This window comes from Nocardia aurantia (assembly GCF_009604425.1).
GTDB lineage: Bacteria > Actinomycetota > Actinomycetes > Mycobacteriales > Mycobacteriaceae > Nocardia > Nocardia aurantia.
In genome coordinates, this window is sequence record NZ_WEGI01000014.1 from 93,837 (window position 1) to 111,147 (window position 17,311).

Genomic DNA, 17,311 nt, shown 5'->3' on the forward strand with positions numbered 1-17,311 from the left:
AATTAGAGTTCTCGAGGTGACCAGGCCGTTCTCCTCCGTGTGGACCCGCGAACCCCGGCAGCCGAAAAACGCCGGGCTGCGCCGCGAGCAGATCGTCGCCGCCGCCATCGAACTGCTCGACGCCGAGGGCCTGGACCAGCTGAGCATGCGCAAACTCGGCAGCAGGCTCGGCGCCGGCGCCACCAGCCTCTACTGGCACGTCGCGAACAAGGACGAACTGCTCGAACTGACCCTCGACGAGATCTGGGCCCTGGTCGAGGTGCCCGACCCCGAACAGGCGAGCTGGCGCGAGGCCGCCACCACCTTCGCCTACAGCATGCGCGACACCGTCCTCACCCATCCCTGGGTGGCGACCGTGGTCGGGCAGTTTCCCAGCGTCGGCCCGCACGCTTTCGCCCTGATGGAACGGCTGCGGCGCACCTTCACCCGGGCCGGGTTCACCGGCACCGACATCTACCTCGCCGGCGGCACCGTCATGAGTTTCGTTCTGGGCCAGGTCATCCCGGAGATCAGCGCCCGCAGGATGACCGGCCCCGACGGCGACTGGACCCTCGACACCGCCGTCGACTCCGCCGACCGGCTCGCCGCCGGCTACCCGGAACTGCTCGCCGACTACCGCGCCACCCGCTACACCGACATGAACACCGGCTACGCGGTCGCCTTCGACTTCGGGCTGCTGTGCGTCCTCGACGGACTCGCCGCCCGGCTCCCGGCACCGTGACACCGGAGGCCCCCTCCGGGGACGCGACCCCGCACTCGCCGCAACCCCGCCCGGCGCGTCCACCGGTCCGCACTCGGCGATCGCGTTACCGCGTGTGGCCGGCCGGGAACAACGATGTGAAATCCGTACGGATCGTTTGACCGCGCGCCCGGCCGGGGTGACGCTGGACAGTGCCGGTCGTCGCGCGGCCCGGCGGGTACGGGTGCCCGCACGCGAAGCGGGCGCGACCCGATGAAGGAGTGGTTCCATGGCCGTCGTCGCCGTCCCGCGACGGGGCACGTCATCGCCCGCCACCACGATGCGGCAGTGGATCGACCGCGGCGGCGCGCGATCCGCGGCGGCCACCGTCGCCGTCCTCGCCTGCGCCACGATCGCCGGCGCCGTCGCCACCGGCTCGCCGGCCGACCGCCCCGCGGAACCGCCACCGGCGATCGAACAGGCCGACGGCGACGGACTGGTCGACTGCGATCAGCTCAGTGACGCCGACTACGACGACTGCATCGCGCTGACCACCGGAAATCTGTTGTGGCGCGGGGGAACCGGCCACTGACCGCCGTCAGCCGCGGCGGGTCGGCGACTGCTTGATGTGCTCGGTCATCGCCTCGGCGATCGGCGGCTGCGGCGGCGGCGCGGGCGCGGCCACCGTGCGCGCGTCGTGCGAGATCCGCATCAGCAACGCGATGATGATGTAGTTCGCCAGCAGCGACGAACCACCGTAGGACATGAACGGCGTCGTGAGGCCGGTCAGCGGGATCAGTTTCGTGACACCGCCGACCACCACGAACAACTGCCACCCCAGCGAGAACGCCAGCCCGCCACCGAGCAGTTTGCCGAACGCGTCCCGGGTCGCCAGCGCCGCGGTGAAACCACGGAAGGTGATCATCGCGAACAGCAGGATGATCGCCGTCAGCCCGACCAGTCCCAGCTCCTCGCCGATGCTGGAGATGATGAAGTCCGTCTTCGCGAACGGCACCTCCTGCGGCCGGCCCCCGCCGAGCCCCGCCCCCAGCAGGCCACCGGTGCCCAGCCCGAACAGCGCCTGCGCGATCTGGTAGCCGTTCGTGTAATAGGTGGCGAACGGGTCCTCCCACACCTGCACCCGCACCCGCACATGCCCGAACCGGTTGTAGGCGATCACCGCGCCGACGGCGAACATCGCGATGCCGATCAGCAGCCACGACGCGCGACCGGTGGCGATGTACACCATCGCCAGCACGGTACCGAACACCAGCAGCGAGAAACCGAGATTCTTCTCGTACACCAGCACCAGCACCGACACGAACGTGACCAGCAGCAGCGGGCCCAGATCCCGCAGCCGCGGCACCGTGAAACCGAACACCCGTTTCCCGGCGATCGTGAACAGCTCCCGGTTGCTGACCAGGAACGCCGCGAAGAAGATCAGCAGCAGCACCTTCGCGAACTCGCCCGGCTGAATCGAGAAGCCGCTGAACAGGATCCAGCTCTTACCGCCGTTGACCTCACTGAACCGCGACGGCAGCACCGCCGGGATCAGCAACAGCACCAGGCCCGCCAGACCGCAGGTGTAGGCGTACTTCGCCGGTTGCCCGTGATTGCGGACAATCGCCAGCAGCAGCGCGAACAACGCGATTCCCGCCGCGGTCCACACCAGCTGGTGCGCGGCGTCCGAGGACGGCGCCGCCCGGCCCATCGCCGCCGCCGTGGCCGCCTCCGCCCGATCCAGCCGATCGATGAGAACCAGGCCCAGCCCGTTGAGCAGCACCACGCACGGCAGGATCACCGGATCCGCCTTCGGCGCCAGCACCCGCACCGCCACATGCGCCAGCAGCACCAGCACCGCGAACACCGTCAGCGACCACCGCAGCGACCCCGTGCCCCCGGTCGCCGACGACATCCCCAGCCCCGCGATCGCCACCAGCGCCACCGCGGCGATGCACAGCACCAGCTCGCTGCGGCGCGGCCGCGGCCTGCCGATCGGACCGGAGATGGGCCCGATCGGCCCCGACGACGAACTGTCCCGAAACGCGCTCACGCCCATCAGTATGCGTGCCCGATATGAGTGACATGCACCGCCGACCCCACCGCGACGGCCCGACCTGCGCCCTCGGCCCCTGTTCCGACCTGGGCGGACCGGTCGGTTCGCGATCGGTCCGGCCGCTGCACCGACTGCCGTGTCGCAGCCGATGCGGCGAAGTGGTCCGGGCGGCTCATCCGCGGTCGAGAGCCCGAACCAGCAGATCCCGGATCTCGGCCAGACTCTCCTCCACCGACCGGCTGCGGGCATCGGCGGCCAGGACCTGCTGTTCGACCCGCGAAATACGCAGATCCTGCTGGTCCTGGCGTTCCCGGGACTGGCTGCCGAGCGCGTTGATCGCCGTCATCAGCTGCCGGAACCGATCGGTGAACTGGGCCTCCGACTCGGCGAAACGCTTGTCCATCCGCTCGTTCAACTCGGCGATCCGCCGATCCGCGCGCGCATCGGTCTCGGTGAAACGCTCGTCCAGTCGCGCGTTCGACTCCGCGATCCAGCGCTGCGCCCGCTCGTCGGTTGCCGCGAAATGTTTGTCCACGTGCGCGTTCGACTCCGCGATGCGGCGTTCCGTGCGTTCATCGGTCTCGGCGAAACGGCGGTCGATCCCGTCGAACCGTGCGTCGACAGCGTCGAACCGCTGCTCGTGGCGGTCCAGCTGTGCGACGATGCGGTCCGCCTGCTCGCCGGTGCGGGCCGTCGTCGCGGCGATCGCGGTCAGCGCCGCGGTGGTCTGCGCGCGATCGGCCTCCAGCGCGGCGACGCGGGTCTCGAGCTCGGGGACGGTGGGCGACATGTCGTGATCTTATCCGTGACCGGCTCGTGGCCGCACCGTGATTCGGCGTGGTGGCCAGGACACACCTGTGATCGTGGAACGGGTGTGTGATGGTGGCCGCGATTGTGCTCACGGCCGCTCGCGCTGGCACGATGAGTCGGGTGGAGATCGCAGTCGGGCTGGTGGTGCTGGTCGCGGTGGCCGTGGCGCTGGCCGCGCTGGCGCGCCGCATGGGTGTGGCCGAACCGTTGTTGCTGACCGTCGCGGGCGTGGCCGCGTCCTACATACCGATGGTGCCGCGCGTCGACATCAACCCGGAGATCGTGATCCTGGGCCTGCTGCCGCCGCTGGTGTACACCGCCGCGATCGGCACCTCCCTGGTGGAGTTCCGGCCCAAGAAACTGTCCATCGCGTTGCTGTCGGTGGGGCTGGTGCTGTTCACCACGTTCGCCGTCGCGGTGGTCGTGTGGCGGATGCTGGGGGTGCCGTTCGCGACCGCGGTCGCCATCGGCGCGGTGGTCTCGCCGCCGGATTCGGTGGCGGCCACCGCGATCGCCCGCCGCGTCGGCATGCCGCGGCGCATCGTCACCCTGCTCGAGGGCGAGGCCCTGTTCAACGACGCGACCGCGCTGGTCGCACTGCGCACCGCGGTCGCCGCGTCCGCGGGCGCGTTCAGCATCTGGGAAGCGGGCGCGAACTTCGTCTGGGCCACCGTCGGCGGCGCGGCCATCGGCGCCGTCGCCGCCGGAGTGCTGGCCGTGCTGCGGCTGCGCATCGTCGACCCCGTCCTCGACACCAGTGTGTCGCTGGTCGCGCCGTTCGCGGCGTACCTGCCCGCCGAGGGCGTGCATGCCTCCGGCGTGATCGCCGGAGTGGTGTGCGGCCTGATCCTCGGCCAGGGCGCACCGGTCTGGCAGACCGCCGCCTCCCGGGTCGCCGAACGCACCAACTGGCGCACCATCCAGTTCATCCTGGAGAACGCGGTGTTCTTCCTGATGGGGCTGCAGGTACGGCACATCCTCGAAGACGCCTGGCACGGCGGACTATCGCACACCACCCTCCTGATCACCTGCCTGGCGGTGCTGGCCACCGTCATCCTCGCCCGCCCGATCTGGTGCTTCCCGTCCACCTACTTCGCCTGGTTCGTCGAATCACGCCCGCGCGGCAAACCCGCTCCGGCGTGGACGGCCCCGGCGGTCGTGTCGTGGGCGGGCATGCGCGGCGTGGTCACCCTCGCCGGCGCCCTGCTGCTCCCCGAGAGCACCCCGCAACTGGCCACCCTGAAACTGCTGGCCCTGGTCATCGTCGGCGGCACCCTGTTGATGCAGGGCATCTCACTGCCGTGGCTGATCCGGCTGCTGCGATTGCGCGGCCCCAGCCGCGCGGAGGACGCCCTGCAGAGCGCGAACCTGTTGCAGCAGGCCACCACCGCGGGCCTGGCCGCCCTGCAGACCGAGATCGCCCCGGAGACCCCGCCGGAGATCGTCGCCGCCCTCGAGGACCGGGTCACCCGCCGCGCCAACACGGCCTGGGAGCAACTGGGCCGCGCGGAATCGCTGCGCGTCACCCCCAGCGGCGAATATCGGCGCCTGCGGCTGGCGATGCTGCGCGCCGAACGCGAAACCGTGCTGCGCGTCCGCGATTCCGGCACCGTCGACCACGAGGTCCTCCAATATGTGATGGCACAACTGGACATGGAGGAGTCCATCATCGACCGGGTCATCGAGCCCGGCGAATTCGACGCCGCCGACCCGGCGGCCGTCCCCGCCACCGGCGGCTGCGAGCACCTGCGCGAGGCCGTGCAGGTCCGCGTCCCCGACACCCCGGACCTGTGCGCGGAATGCGTTGCCCAGGGCCTGGTCTGGGTACATCTGCGCATGTGCCTCACCTGTGGGCACGTCGCCTGCTGCGACTCGTCGCCGGGCAACCACGCCACCGGGCACTTCCACACCACCGGCCACCCGGTGATGCGCAGCGTCGAACCCGGCGAATCGTGGCGGTGGTGCTACCTCGACGAGATCCTCGGCTGACCCGGGTCTACCGCCGCCAGTCGGCGGTATCGCCGGACAACGCCGACAACGGCCCGTGGCAGCCGTCGGCGAGCCGTTTCACGATCTCGGCGAACCGGTCCACGAACCCGGCCACCGTACAGCGATCGAACAACGCGATCGGATACAGCAGCCCGCCGTCGATCCCGGCCGGCGCGCCGGTCGCGTCGTAACGCTCGGCCAGCCCGAACTCGAAGTCGTGCTTGGCGAAACGCACGCCCGCCGGCACCTCGGTGATCGACAACCCGTCCGGCTCGTCACCGGTTTCCGCCGCCCCGCGCTGCAGGATCAGCGTGGCCTGGAACAACGGATCCGCCGCATCCTGCGCCAGACTGCGCAGCAACCGCGGATTGGGCGTATCCGGATGCGCGAACCCGGCCAGGCTCACCCGCCGCACCTGCTCGATCAGATCGTCGACATCGTGAGCGCGATCCAGCCGCACCCGCATCAGCACATCGTCGGAGAAATTACCGACCAGATCGGTCAGCACCCGATGATCACGCCCGGCGACCGCAGTCGCCACCGTCACATCCGCGCACTGCGTGAACGCGCCCATCGCCAGCGCGAACGCGGTCTGCAACACCATGAACAGACTGCCGCGCGACCGCTGCGCCCGATCCAGCAACTGCCGGTGCGTCTCCGCGTCGAAGGCGACCGCGACACTGTCGCCGGTGATGTCGCGCTCCCGCGGCCGCGGCCGGTCGTAGGGCATCGGCAACCGGCCCGGCCGTCCCGCCAGCGCATTGGACCAGTACCGCCACTGCTGCCCGGCCCGGCTGAACGGGTCGGCGAGGTCGCCCAGCGACTCGTGTTTCCACAGCGTGTAATCGACATAGTCCACCGGCAGCGGCGTCCACACCGGCGGCTGCCCGGCAGCGCGCGCCAGATACGCCGTCACCAGATCCCGCAGCAGCGGCTGGATCGACGCCCCGTCCAACGCGATGTGATGCACCACCAGCGCCAGCACCGCGTCCTGCTCCCCGAGCAGATGGACGTCCGCCCGGATCGGGATCTGCGTGGCCAGATCGAAGTCGTGACAAGCGAATTCGGCCAGCCGCGCCGCCAGCTCGGCCTCCGTCGAGCGGTGCACCCGCACCTCGGGCACCACATCCACCACCACCTGCGCGGCGCCGCGCTCGGTCAGCGGATGCAGCGTACGCAGCGGAAGATGCCGGACCACGACATCACCGACGGCCGCCACCAGCGCCGCCGCATCGATGGCCATGCCCCGAATCCGGTACGCGCGCACCATGTTCCAGTCCATCGACCGGCCACGATGCGAATCGTCCCAGATCCGTTCCTGCGCCGGGGCCAGCGGCACGTACTCCGGCCGCGGCCGTCGTTCGAGCGGTACCGGCCGCGCCGGTGCCAACGCCGGGCCCGCCGCGGCCGGCTCGGACGTGGCAACCCCCGTGCGGAGTTCCGTCCTGGGGTTGAACAAGTGCCGATCCCTTCACCGCAACGCCATCAACCAACGCTCCGGAAGCTAAGTTTCCGGTATAACGCTTTGGTTACCACCTGGTCGCAAACAAATCAAGAGCAGCCGGGCGGGACCGAACGGCCAGGCCGCAGGTCACAGCCGGGACACAGGTGCGCGCACGCAACAGGAACGACAGCGACTCACTAGTGTCTGCGCACATGACCCCCGATATCCCCATCGAGTGGCTCATCGATTCCGATCCCACCCTGCGCTGGCAGGTCGAACGCGACCTCCTCCACGCACCCGAGCACATCTGGACCGCGACCCGCGCCCGCATCCCCCACGAAGGCCACGGCGCCCGCCTGCTCGCCCTCCAGGACCCCGACGGCCAATGGGCCGGCGGCGCCTTCTTCCCCGCCGACCACGACCCCCACAATCCCGACAACCCCGGCCAGCCCTGGACCGCCACCACCTGGACCCTCAACACCCTCCGCGAATGGGGCCTCGACCCCGCCGTCCTCCAGAAGAACCACACCGCCGAACGACTCGCGGAACACTCTCGCTGGGAATACCAGAACCTCCCCTACTGGGGAGGCGAAGTCGACTGCTGCATCAACGGCTGGACCCTCGCCAACGGCGCCTGGCTCGGCGCCGACGTCACCGCCATCGCCGACTGGTTCGTCGAACACCAGTTGCCCGACGGCGGCTGGAACTGCGAATGGATCAACGGCGCCACCCGCTCCTCCTACCACTCCACCCTCAACGCCCTCAAAGGCCTGCTCGCCCACGAGATCGCCACCGGCGGCACCACCGCCACCCGGGCCGCCCGCCACACCGGCGAGCAATACCTGTTGCGACGCAACCTGTTCCGCCGCCTGTCCACCGGACAACCCGTCGCCGACTGGACCACCAACCTCATCCATCCACCCCGCTGGACCTACAACATCCTCAACGCCGCCGACCACTTCCGCACCGCCGCCCTCCACGACCACACCCCACCGGACCCCCGCATGACCGACGCCATCGAACTCATCCGCACCGCCCGACACCCCGACGGCACCTGGCACCAAGGAAAACCCCACCCTGGCACCGTCTGGTTCCCCACCGACCCGCCCCAAAACCAACCCTCCCCATGGCTCACCTTCCACGCCACCCGCCTACTCACCTGGTGGGACACCGCCCACGAACCGACACGGTGACCCGCGTTCGGCAACGGTGAAACCCGTCAGCCGCGTTCGGCAACGGTGAAACTGGGCAGCGCCCGCGCCCAGCACCGACCCCGCGGGCTCGGCCCGGTCGGCTCGGCCCGGTACCGGGCCGCACGACCCGGAACGCGGGGTCACGGCCGGGACATCGGATTCGCCCGGGCATTACTGTGGGCTGGTGCACACCGGTCAGAACCCCGTCGACACCGAGGACATCGTCACGGGCACCGAGCCGAGCCCGGCTGCCGAGGCGGGGGAGAACCCCGGCACCGGATTCAGCACCGACACCGCATCCGGCGCAGGCACCCCGGCCGACTCGGACACCGGAGCCAATGCCGGGCACGCCGGAACCGCCGCCAGGGACGCCGGAACCGCCGCCAGGCATGCCGCGGTCGACGCCAGGCATGCCGCGGCCGACACCAGGGACACCGCGGTCGACACCGGGGATATCGCGGTCGACACCGGGGATATCGGCACAGAGGACGCCGATAGCAGCAAGGGGGACATCGACACCGACGCAGAGGTTACCGGCGCCGCAAACGGCGACAGCGACGGCAAGCACTCCACCGGCGCGGAGACTACCGGCGCGGAGACGAGCGACGCCGAGACGGGCGGCGGCCGCACCGGTGATGGCGGATCCCGGCTGTGGGGCGGCACCACACTCGCGGCGCGGCGGCAGGCCCGCCGCACAGCGCTGCTCGAGGCCGCGCTGGACCTCATCGGCGAAGCCGGCGCCGCCGCGGTGACCATGCGCGCGGTGTGCCGGCGCGCCGGGCTCACCGACCGCTACTTCTACGAGAGCTTCACCGGCCGCGACGACCTGCTCGACACCCTGTACCGGCAGGTCGCCGACGAATTCCTCGATCCCATGACCGCGTTCGCCGCCGCGGCAGACTACGACCGCGACCGCCTCGTCGCCGCCACCCTGGTCGACAAGGTGCTCGACGACCCTCGCAAATCGCGACTGTTCCTCGTCGAACCGTATTCGTCGACCGGTCTGGGGCAGACCACGATCGCGGTGATGCCCGCCTTCACGCGGCTGCTGCAGGACCATCTGTTCAGCGACATCACCGACCCCGACCAGCGCCGACTGGCCGCGGTCACCATGGCCGCCGGCAACGCCGGCATGTTCTCTGCCTGGCTCGGCGGTTCACTCAAAGCCGGCCGCGCCCAGATCATCGACCACATCGTCGCCGTGCTCACCGCCTACCGCTCGATGTACCAGGACTGATCGCGCAACCGTGCATCGGCGGCAAACCGGCAGTCGCCGCACGGTTGCGCTGCCACTGCCCGCGACCCGCATCCGGGCCCGGCGCTCGTCGCGGTGAAGAACGCGAGATCGACGTCCAGCACAGTTCCTTGTTCATCACGACAGTGAGCAGATTCTCCGCCCCCGGCTCGGCCACCCGGACAACATCGAAGAACACCACGGCCCGGTGCGTGGCGGCCTCGGACCGCACCGATGACCGTGCTGCTGTTCGCGTCGTGACGGCGGCCGGGTCAAGACGACGTGGGCGCTCAGGCGGTAGTGGTCCGCACCGTAAGGTGACCGAGCTGCCGTTCCGGGCCGTGCCGGCGGCCGGGTCTGCGCCGAACCGCCCGCCGACGACCGCCGCGAAAGACGACCGGTTACGCCGCACCGAACCAGCGGTCCAGCGCCGCACGCAGCCCCGCGGGATCATTGCCGGCCCACGCGACGACGCCGTCCGGTCGCACTAGCATCGACGGAAGATCGTGCGACTCGATGGGTTTCGTGGTGACAAGCCGTACCCGCGGCCGGGTGGCGACCGCCGCGCCCAGCGCCGGATCACCGGCCGGATCGAACAGGACGGCGTTGCCGTCGGTGAAATGCTCACCGAGGTGGCTGCCGTCGGCCAGTTCCGCGTCGGGGGCGACCGCGCCGACCAGTGGATGCGTGTCGCCGAGGTCGTAGCGGTGCAGTACCCCGGCGATCCGCGCCGAGACCGCGGTCGCCCCGTCGATGGTCGCCAGCAACTCGGCGACGACCGCACGCAACGCGCGGCTGCGAGTATCGGTGCGCATCAACGCCACCTGCGCGCGGGTCCAGTCCAGCACCCACGCGCCGATCGGGTGCCGCTCCCGGGTGTAGGTGTCCAGCAGGTCGGTACCCGCGGTGCCGTGCACGACCGCGGCCAGCTTCCAGCCCAGGTTCACCGCGTCGCCGATCCCGAGGTTCAGGCCCTGGCCCCCGAACGGCGAATGCACGTGCGCGGCGTCACCGGCCAGCAGGATCCGGCCCTTGCGGTACTCGGGGACCTGCCGGGTGTTGTCGGTGAACCGGGTCGCCGACAACACCTTCGTGATCGTCACCGGCACGCCGGTCACCCGCTGGAAGCTGCCCGCCAGCTCGGCCGCGGTGACCGGCTCGGTGCGATCCGCGGGCGGACCGTCCAGCTCGACGGTCAGGATCCGGCCCGGCGTCGGCCCGTACACGTAGATCCCGGTGTCGGTGGCGTGCCAGCCGCGCGGCACCTCCTCGGCGCCGGTCATCTCCACCACGGCCTGTCGGCCGGTGATCTCCGGATCCAGCCCCGGGAATTCGAAACCGGCCAGTTTGCGGACGGTACTGCGACCACCGTCGCAGCCGACCAGCCACGAAGCCCGCACCCGCTGCTCGCCGCACTCGACGACGACACCGCCGGCGTCCTCGGTGAAACCATCGATCTCGACGCCGCGGCGGACCTCCACCCCGAGCTCGCCGGCCCGGTCGGCGAGCAGCGCCTCGATACCCTGCTGGTCGATCAACCGGATATCGGCGGCCGGGCCCAGCCCCGCGAACGCCGGATCCGTGTCGTCGACATCGTCGGCGAACAACATCAGCCCCGCGAAATGCGCGCCGACCGGCCGGCGCGGCGGTGGCCCCGCCGGCGCACCGGACCCGGGTCCGGCCGCCGCCGCGAACGCGGCGATCCGGTCCAGCACCGCCTGCTGCCGTTCCCGCAGCCGCGGCAACAGCCCACGCCGGTACAACGCCTGCGCCGTCGGCACGGTGATCGACCCCGCCTTCAACGTCGGGTCCGGCTCCGGAAGCCGCTCCACCACCAGCACATCCACCCCGGCCAACGCCAGTTCACACGCCAGCATCAGGCCCACCGGACCTGCGCCGGCCACCACCACATCATGCGATTCGTTCATGAAAACCACAGTGCCGCCGCCGGATTGCCCGCACCTTGCGCGGCCTTGCACCCCCCTTGCACACCACTGGCAACCACCCTGGCCCGCTCACCGGCCCGGCCCGCCTCGAAGACCGAGTTGCGCTCGAATCACCGAAGAGGGTGCGGCGGAACCGATTCCGCACCTACCCGACCGCCGAAGCCGAAGCCGACTGCTCTCACCTCGGACGCGGTGGCCGTGGACGCCCGCCCGCTCACCACGACTGTGCGGGTGGTGGCCGATCGCCGGGTGGAGCAGGCGTGGCCGGCGCGGCGACCCTGGTACCGGTCGCCGCGTCGACAATGCGATCGCCGGCCGCACACCCTCGCGCAACGCCTGCACGCGCAACACCGGTGGCCGACACCGCCGCCGGGAGCGCCGCGAGGAGTCAGCCGCGCAGATCCACCGGCGGCGCCGACTCCAGCGGCCTCCCCGCATCACGCCACGCCACCACCCCGCCGGCCAGACCCCGCGCGTCGAAACCCGCGCGGCGGGCCAGCGCCGCGAACCTCGTGGAGGTGTCGCCGACCGGGCACACGAACACCAGCGGCCGCGACCGCGGGAACGGGACGCCCTGCGCGAACATGTCGTCGAGCTGATCGTCACGGATGTTGACCGCGCCCGGCACATGCCCGATCCGGTACGCCATCGCCCCGCGGGTGTCGACGATCGTCGGGCGCGCCGACGCGTCGAGGGCCGCCAGTTCCTCCGGCGACAGCAACGGCACCCCCGCCAGCTCCGCCGCCGTCGGCGCCGGAACCCGGGCACCGGCGCGGCCGAACAGATCCGGGCGGCGGGTGCGCAGATACGACAGATACGGCTCGATCCGGTCGCAGACGATGAACACCGCCACCACCGGCGGCCCGTCCCCGGTGGTCTCGGCGGCGAGCACCTCCCGCGCCGCGGCGTACGCGGCGCCGCTGGTCGGCCCGGCCAGCACACCGTGCCCGGTGGCCAGCTCCACGGTCGCGTCGACCGCCCGCGCCGCGGTCACCGCCACGATCCGATCGTAGAAATCGGGCCGGAACAGGCCCACATCCCACAACTCCGTCTCCGACCGGATCCCCGGGACGAAATCCGACCGCTCCGACACCACCGCGATCGTCCGCAACTCCGGATGGTGTTTCCGCAGATAGGTCGCCGTGCCGCGTGTGGAACCGGTGGTACCCAGACCGCCGATCAGATAGTCGACACCGGTGATCCTGTCCCGCGCCAGATCCTCGTGGATCTCCCGGCCGGTGCCGTGATAGTGCGCCTCGATGTTCTTCTCGTTGGTGTACTGCGACAGGTGCTGATAGGCGCCCGGCGCGCGGGCCATCGTCGCCTCGATCACCGAGTACACGTCGTTGGGGGTGGTCGGATCCGGGCATTCCGACAGGCCCGGCAGCTCCTCGATCTCGGTGCCGAACAGCTGCAACAACTCCCGCACCTCGCTCACCTTGATCCGGTTGGTGACCGCGCGCAAACCCACCCCGTGCAACGCGCCCAGGATCCGCAGCGCCTTCGCCGTATTACCGCTGGACGCCTCGATCAGGGTGCGTCCCCCGGCGACGATCTCGTCCAGATCGTCGCGCAGCATGCCCCACGCGACCCGGTCCTTCACCGAGCCGAACGGATTGTAGAACTCGAGTTTCGCGTACAGCTGGACCCGTGGCAGTCCGTGCACCGCCGGATCCAGCCGCAGAAGCGGCGTATTGCCGATCAGGTCGGTGATGTGGTCGTAGCGCATCTAGAGCCTCCCGCCGGTGCCCGGCACGGCACGATCGGCATCGGTGACCGGCTCGTACTCCAGGTCGCGGCACACCCGGTAGCCGCCGTCGCGATGCAGCACCGCCAGCTTCGGTGGCAGTGGATGCATCGATGCCGACGCTGCCGACAGATCCATGTGATAGGCGGCGGTATTGGGGAACACCACCAGATCACCGGACCGCGGGCACCGCGGCAGCCACACCTTGTGATTGGTGATCAGATCCCGTTCCAGGCACAACCGTCCCGCGAAGAACACCCCCACCGGCTCATCACCGGACCCCGCGGGACCGGGCAGCACCAGCGGATCGACCATCACCTCCTGATCGGCGGGGGTGACGGTGTCCCGGGACAGATCCACGTGCACCAGCACACTGCCGTCGGCGGCGCGTTTGACGAATTCGACCCGCGCGACGGTGATCCCGGCGTGATCGACCAGCGCCTTGCCCGGTTCCAGCCACACATCCAGCAGATTCTCGGCCACCACCTGCGCGACCGTGCGGCCACCGTGCGCGTCCAGCGGCGCGGACAGCAGATCGGCGAGCATGCCGGTCGCCGGCACCGTGTTGGCGTATTTGTGGAACACCGGCGTGCCCCGCACCCCCGTGTCGTCCAGGTGGAAACCGAACGTGTTGCCGCCCCACGCCATCGGCTCGCCGCGGCCACGCAGCGACTCCCGCAACGCCGCGACATACCCGTCGAACCGGGCGGCGTCGGCGGTGAACACCTGCCGGAACCCGCCGCCGATGTCGAGCACCGACGGCGACAGATCCCGCGCGTAGGCCTGCTCCACCAGCGCCAGGCATTCCTGCACCGCCGCCACCCGCTCCCCGAGCTCACCGGAGTCCAGATGGAAGGCGAAACCGCGGAACGCCAGCCAGTCGCGCTGCTCGGCCAGCACCGCCAGCGCCGCGCCCGCCTCGGCCAGCGGAATCCCGAATCGGGACACCGCCGCCGCCGGGAATCCGGACACCCGCAACAGCACCGGCACCCGGGTGTGCCCGCGCGCCAGATCGGCGATGCGGTGCAACTCCCACAGATTGTCGACGTTGATCGTCACGCCCGTGCCGACCAGTTGACGCAGGAACGCCTCACCCTTGGGCCCGGTCACCTCGATGCGGTCGGCGGTGAATCCGGCGCCGACCGCGGCCGCGAGTTCCTGCGGCGACGCCGCGTCGACCGCGATCCCCGCGTGCTCGCCGGTGCGCAGCAACGCCCGGGACCGATTCGCCTTGTGCGCGTAGCAGATCCGATACCGGCGCAGCTGCCCGTCGAGGACCTGTCGCAGCCGGTGCAGGTTGTCGGCGAACACCTGCGGGAACAGCAGATGCGCCGGCGACCCGTACCGGTGCACCACCCGCTGCGCCGCGCCGGGCGTGTCGAGGAAACCGCGCACCAGCGGATGCCACATCGCCGGTAACGCGGGCGGCGCGCTCATCGCGTGGTTTCCGGCAGCCGCGTCCGCACCGCCGGCGACGGCGACCGGCCGGGTTCGCGGCGGGCCGCCGGCGCGAGCACCGTCGGGTTGTATCCGCTGTCGCGCAACGCCTCGAAGGCGCGATGCCGGTTGCGGGGACTGCGGAAATCGGCGACCACCCGCTTGCTGATCAGGTCGATGTCGCCGACGGTGATCCGCATCGACTCCAGCACCCCGGTGATCGTGCGGACGCAATGCTTGCAGTTCATGTCCGGCACATAGAACAGGTGGTCGTCGGCGCCCGGTTCGCCGGTGCCGGATTCGGTTCCGCCGGGTGTACCGGCCACCGACAGGGTCGCGGTGATGGCGGTGAACACCTCCACGAACCGGTCCACCACCACCGCCAGCAGCGTGTAGTGACCGCCGTCGACCCGATGCGGCATCGCGGCCAGGCACGCCGGCCGGGTGCCCGGCGCCAGCAGCGCGTACTGCCGGGAGATCAGATCCAGCTCGTCGTGGTACTTCTCGATCGCCGCCGCCGGTGACAGGCCCTCGGCGGTGGTGGCGCGACGCATCACCGCGTGCGCGTCGGCGATCGTGGCGTCCTTCATCGCCCGCAGCGTCGCCACCGTCTCCGCGCTGTAGCGGAGGGTCGCGTCGGGTTGCACGTCGAAGGTGACCGGGATCATGCCGCGGCGGTAACTCGACGCCTGCAACTCCCAGTACCAGCGCGTCGCCACCGCCGCGAAGATGCCCGAATCGCGCATCCCGCACGCGAATTCGGCCGGTGTGCGGTAGGGCGTGGACCCCGACAGCAGCGCGTGCTGGGCCAGCGCGCGCCCGGTGGCCTCGATCCCGACCCGGAAGATGTCGATCGGGTCGGCGTCGGTGGTGCTGCCGGTCAGCACCGCCCGGTCACCCTCGCCCAGACCGGCGACGCGGTGCTGCAGCGCGGTGTCCTCGGCCAGCGAATGCCACAGCGCCAAAACGGTTTCCCGCATCGCGATCGGCACGATCGGGCCCAGCCCGCCCGCGCGGACATGACCGGTGTTCGGGATCCCGTCGCTGTCGGTCCAGGTGATGCGATGGGTGGCGCTGGTGACCTGATCCGGGCGGCACGGGCGCATGAACCGTTCCAGATACAGCCGCTGCGACAACGTGAGATGACTGTTCGGCTCGGTCCGCATCGCCGTGGCCGTATAGGAGATCGGCGCCGCGGCGGTGGCGCGCGCGGTGGCCGACAGCCCGGGCCGGGCGGTGCCGGACGGCCCGGACCCGGTGGTGCCGAACAGGCCCGGGCGGGCCAGCTCGGCCAGGACGCGGGAGGCCGCCCGCCGATCGTACGGCGGCATCGGGTCGGAACTCATCGGACCTCCCTTGTCATCGCCAGTTCGGCGGCGAGCGTGGCGACACACCGGACGAACCGGTCGATGTCGTCGGCGCTGGTGTAGACGTGGGTACTCACGCGCACCGAATCGTCGTCGGCCCCCGCGTGCGCCGGGACGCAGTGCGCGCCGGTACGGACCAGGAAACCCAGCTCGGCCAGCACGAAACCCAGATCGGTGGCGCCGATCCCGGCGAGGGTGAACGACACGATCCCGTACCCGGCCTCGCACCGCGCGTGCGCCGGGCCGGGCAGCAACTCCAGGCCCGGCAACGGGCGCAGCCCCTCGATCAGCTGCCGGGTCAGCACCCGGTTGTGCTCGGCGACGGCCGCGCGGCCGATGTCGTCGAGCACCTCCAGCGCCGCGCCGAGCGCGAGGATGCCGGCGATGTTGGGGGTACCGCCTTCCATCCGCTCCGGCATCGCCGCCGGCAACAGACCCGAATCGCTGCCTGTCACACCGGAATTGCCGCCGGGCAGGAACGCCGTCAGCTGCTCGTGCACGCGGCGGCGGCAGTACAGCACACCGGTGCCGGTCGCGCCGAACATCTTGTGCGCCGACAGCACCGCGAAATCCGCGCCGAGCTCACCGACATCCAGCGGTATGTGCCCGCCGCTCTGACTACAGTCGAAACACAGCAGGATGCCCGGATCCAGCCGCCCCCGCAGCTCCTCCAGCGTGGTCAGCGCCCCGAACACGTGATGCAGATGGCTGACCGCGATCAGCCGGGTGCGGCCGGTGACCTTCGCGAGGATGTCGGCGGTGTCGGCCTCCCCGTGCGCGGTGACCCGGTAGGGGACCAGCCGCAGTCGCCGCCCGAACCGGGCCAGCGTCGCCTGCAACTGCTGCCACGGATACACCGCGGACGCGTGATCGCGCGGGCTGTACAGGATCTCGTCGCCGTCCTGCAGCGCCGCGAGCCCCCAGGACAACGCGACCGCGTTGAGCCCCGCGGTGGCACCGGGGGTGAACACGATCTCGTCGGCGTCCGCGCCGAGGAACGCGGCGGTGCGCTCGCGCACCCGCCGCAGCTCACGGGTCCAGCCGGTCGCCCACGGATAGGTGCCCCGGCCGGCATTGGCGGTGCGGGACCGGTGATAGCGGTCGATCGCCGCGAGCACCGGCAACGGCTTCTGCGTGGTGGACGCGCTGTCGAGATACACCTCGGCGGCCTCGGCCAGCGCCGGGAACAACGCGCGCAACGCCGCCGGGCGCACGACGGCGGACCGGTCCACGGCCGCGGACGGCCGTGCCGAAGGAGGACAAGGTGCAGGTGACCGCATCGCGACGCTCCCTCCGGGTCGTACGCTCGACACCGACAACGATACGCACTTTTGCCGCGGCGTTGGAAGCCTGTCGCGGGCAACAGTTTTCACCATCGGCGTGTCGAAACCCGGAGCGTCCGGCCAGGT

General features: G+C 70.8%; 13 protein-coding genes. 5 read left to right on the plus strand and 8 right to left on the minus strand.

What is annotated here, in order from left to right:
• The first annotated feature begins 16 nt into the window (after nucleotides 1-16).
• Together NRB56_RS30175 and NRB56_RS30180 are read left to right on the plus strand one after the other, a co-directional pair.
• On the plus strand, nucleotides 17-721 hold the full coding sequence (locus NRB56_RS30175; RefSeq protein ID WP_319943749.1) for a TetR/AcrR family transcriptional regulator: 705 nt from the start codon (nucleotides 17-19) through the stop codon (nucleotides 719-721).
• Between the two features lie 247 nt (nucleotides 722-968).
• Entirely contained in the window at nucleotides 969-1,271 is a 303-nt protein-coding gene (locus NRB56_RS30180; RefSeq protein WP_153347736.1) for a hypothetical protein, read from the plus strand.
• A 6-nt stretch (nucleotides 1,272-1,277) separates the two neighbouring features.
• Here the strand turns inward: NRB56_RS30180 and NRB56_RS30185 are convergent, their stop codons facing one another.
• Nucleotides 1,278-2,738 (minus strand): FtsW/RodA/SpoVE family cell cycle protein, encoded by a 1,461-nt coding sequence (locus NRB56_RS30185; protein ID WP_194291045.1) that lies wholly within the window; start codon nucleotides 2,736-2,738, stop codon nucleotides 1,278-1,280.
• Between the two features lie 169 nt (nucleotides 2,739-2,907).
• Nucleotides 2,908-3,525 carry a hypothetical protein gene (locus tag NRB56_RS30190; RefSeq protein ID WP_153347737.1) on the minus strand — a complete coding sequence of 206 codons (618 nt, stop codon included), beginning with the start codon at nucleotides 3,523-3,525 and terminating at the stop codon, nucleotides 2,908-2,910.
• A gap of 131 nt (nucleotides 3,526-3,656) precedes the next feature.
• Here NRB56_RS30190 and NRB56_RS30195 point away from each other — a divergent pair, with 131 nt between their 5' ends.
• The gene (locus NRB56_RS30195; protein ID WP_153347738.1) at nucleotides 3,657-5,534 is read left to right on the plus strand and encodes a Na+/H+ antiporter; all 1,878 of its coding nucleotides are present in this window, start codon (nucleotides 3,657-3,659) and stop codon (nucleotides 5,532-5,534) included.
• Nucleotides 5,535-5,541: 7 nt separating this feature from the next.
• Here NRB56_RS30195 and NRB56_RS30200 read toward each other — a convergent pair whose 3' ends face one another.
• Complete coding sequence (locus NRB56_RS30200) at nucleotides 5,542-6,993, minus strand: condensation domain-containing protein (RefSeq protein WP_153347739.1); 1,452 nt, start codon at nucleotides 6,991-6,993, stop codon at nucleotides 5,542-5,544.
• 197 nt (nucleotides 6,994-7,190) lie between these two features.
• Between NRB56_RS30200 and NRB56_RS30205 the strand changes: the two genes are divergently transcribed.
• Nucleotides 7,191-8,171, plus strand: a complete 981-nt coding sequence (locus NRB56_RS30205; RefSeq protein ID WP_153347740.1) for a squalene cyclase — start codon at nucleotides 7,191-7,193, stop codon at nucleotides 8,169-8,171.
• 184 nt (nucleotides 8,172-8,355) lie between these two features.
• Nucleotides 8,356-9,408 carry a TetR/AcrR family transcriptional regulator gene (locus NRB56_RS40275; RefSeq protein WP_319943750.1) on the plus strand — a complete coding sequence of 351 codons (1,053 nt, stop codon included), beginning with the start codon at nucleotides 8,356-8,358 and terminating at the stop codon, nucleotides 9,406-9,408.
• A gap of 398 nt (nucleotides 9,409-9,806) precedes the next feature.
• Here the strand turns inward: NRB56_RS40275 and NRB56_RS30215 are convergent, their stop codons facing one another.
• The 5 genes from NRB56_RS30215 to NRB56_RS30235 form a co-directional block, all read right to left on the minus strand.
• Nucleotides 9,807-11,333: an FAD-dependent monooxygenase gene (locus tag NRB56_RS30215; protein WP_153347741.1), complete on the minus strand. Its 1,527-nt coding sequence runs from the start codon at nucleotides 11,331-11,333 to the stop codon at nucleotides 9,807-9,809.
• A gap of 406 nt (nucleotides 11,334-11,739) precedes the next feature.
• Nucleotides 11,740-13,080 carry a pyridoxal-phosphate dependent enzyme gene (locus NRB56_RS30220; protein ID WP_153347742.1) on the minus strand — a complete coding sequence of 447 codons (1,341 nt, stop codon included), beginning with the start codon at nucleotides 13,078-13,080 and terminating at the stop codon, nucleotides 11,740-11,742.
• Nucleotides 13,081-14,535 carry a type III PLP-dependent enzyme domain-containing protein gene (locus NRB56_RS30225; protein WP_153347743.1) on the minus strand — a complete coding sequence of 485 codons (1,455 nt, stop codon included), beginning with the start codon at nucleotides 14,533-14,535 and terminating at the stop codon, nucleotides 13,081-13,083.
• Entirely contained in the window at nucleotides 14,532-15,881 is a 1,350-nt protein-coding gene (locus NRB56_RS30230; protein ID WP_153347744.1) for a heavy-metal-associated domain-containing protein, read from the minus strand. The genes NRB56_RS30225 and NRB56_RS30230 overlap by 4 nt, the downstream gene beginning before the upstream one ends.
• Nucleotides 15,878-17,182 carry an aminotransferase class V-fold PLP-dependent enzyme gene (locus NRB56_RS30235; RefSeq protein WP_227838456.1) on the minus strand — a complete coding sequence of 435 codons (1,305 nt, stop codon included), beginning with the start codon at nucleotides 17,180-17,182 and terminating at the stop codon, nucleotides 15,878-15,880. The genes NRB56_RS30230 and NRB56_RS30235 overlap by 4 nt, the downstream gene beginning before the upstream one ends.
• Nucleotides 17,183-17,311 lie beyond the last annotated feature (129 nt).

What these genes read in the sequence shown, in the direction of transcription:
- NRB56_RS30195 (WP_153347738.1), top strand. Translation starts at nt 3,657, where the DNA reads ATGAGTCGGGTGGAGATCGCAGTCGGGCTGGTGGTGCTGGTCGCGGTG.
- NRB56_RS30190 (WP_153347737.1), bottom strand. Translation starts at nt 3,525, where the DNA reads ATGTCGCCCACCGTCCCCGAGCTCGAGACCCGCGTCGCCGCGCTGGAG.
- NRB56_RS30215 (WP_153347741.1), bottom strand. Translation starts at nt 11,333, where the DNA reads ATGAACGAATCGCATGATGTGGTGGTGGCCGGCGCAGGTCCGGTGGGC.
- NRB56_RS30225 (WP_153347743.1), bottom strand. Translation starts at nt 14,535, where the DNA reads ATGAGCGCGCCGCCCGCGTTACCGGCGATGTGGCATCCGCTGGTGCGC.
- NRB56_RS30185 (WP_194291045.1), bottom strand. Translation starts at nt 2,738, where the DNA reads ATGGGCGTGAGCGCGTTTCGGGACAGTTCGTCGTCGGGGCCGATCGGG.
- NRB56_RS30235 (WP_227838456.1), bottom strand. Translation starts at nt 17,182, where the DNA reads ATGCGGTCACCTGCACCTTGTCCTCCTTCGGCACGGCCGTCCGCGGCC.
- NRB56_RS30230 (WP_153347744.1), bottom strand. Translation starts at nt 15,881, where the DNA reads ATGAGTTCCGACCCGATGCCGCCGTACGATCGGCGGGCGGCCTCCCGC.
- NRB56_RS30205 (WP_153347740.1), top strand. Translation starts at nt 7,191, where the DNA reads ATGACCCCCGATATCCCCATCGAGTGGCTCATCGATTCCGATCCCACC.
- NRB56_RS30180 (WP_153347736.1), top strand. Translation starts at nt 969, where the DNA reads ATGGCCGTCGTCGCCGTCCCGCGACGGGGCACGTCATCGCCCGCCACC.
- NRB56_RS30220 (WP_153347742.1), bottom strand. Translation starts at nt 13,080, where the DNA reads ATGCGCTACGACCACATCACCGACCTGATCGGCAATACGCCGCTTCTG.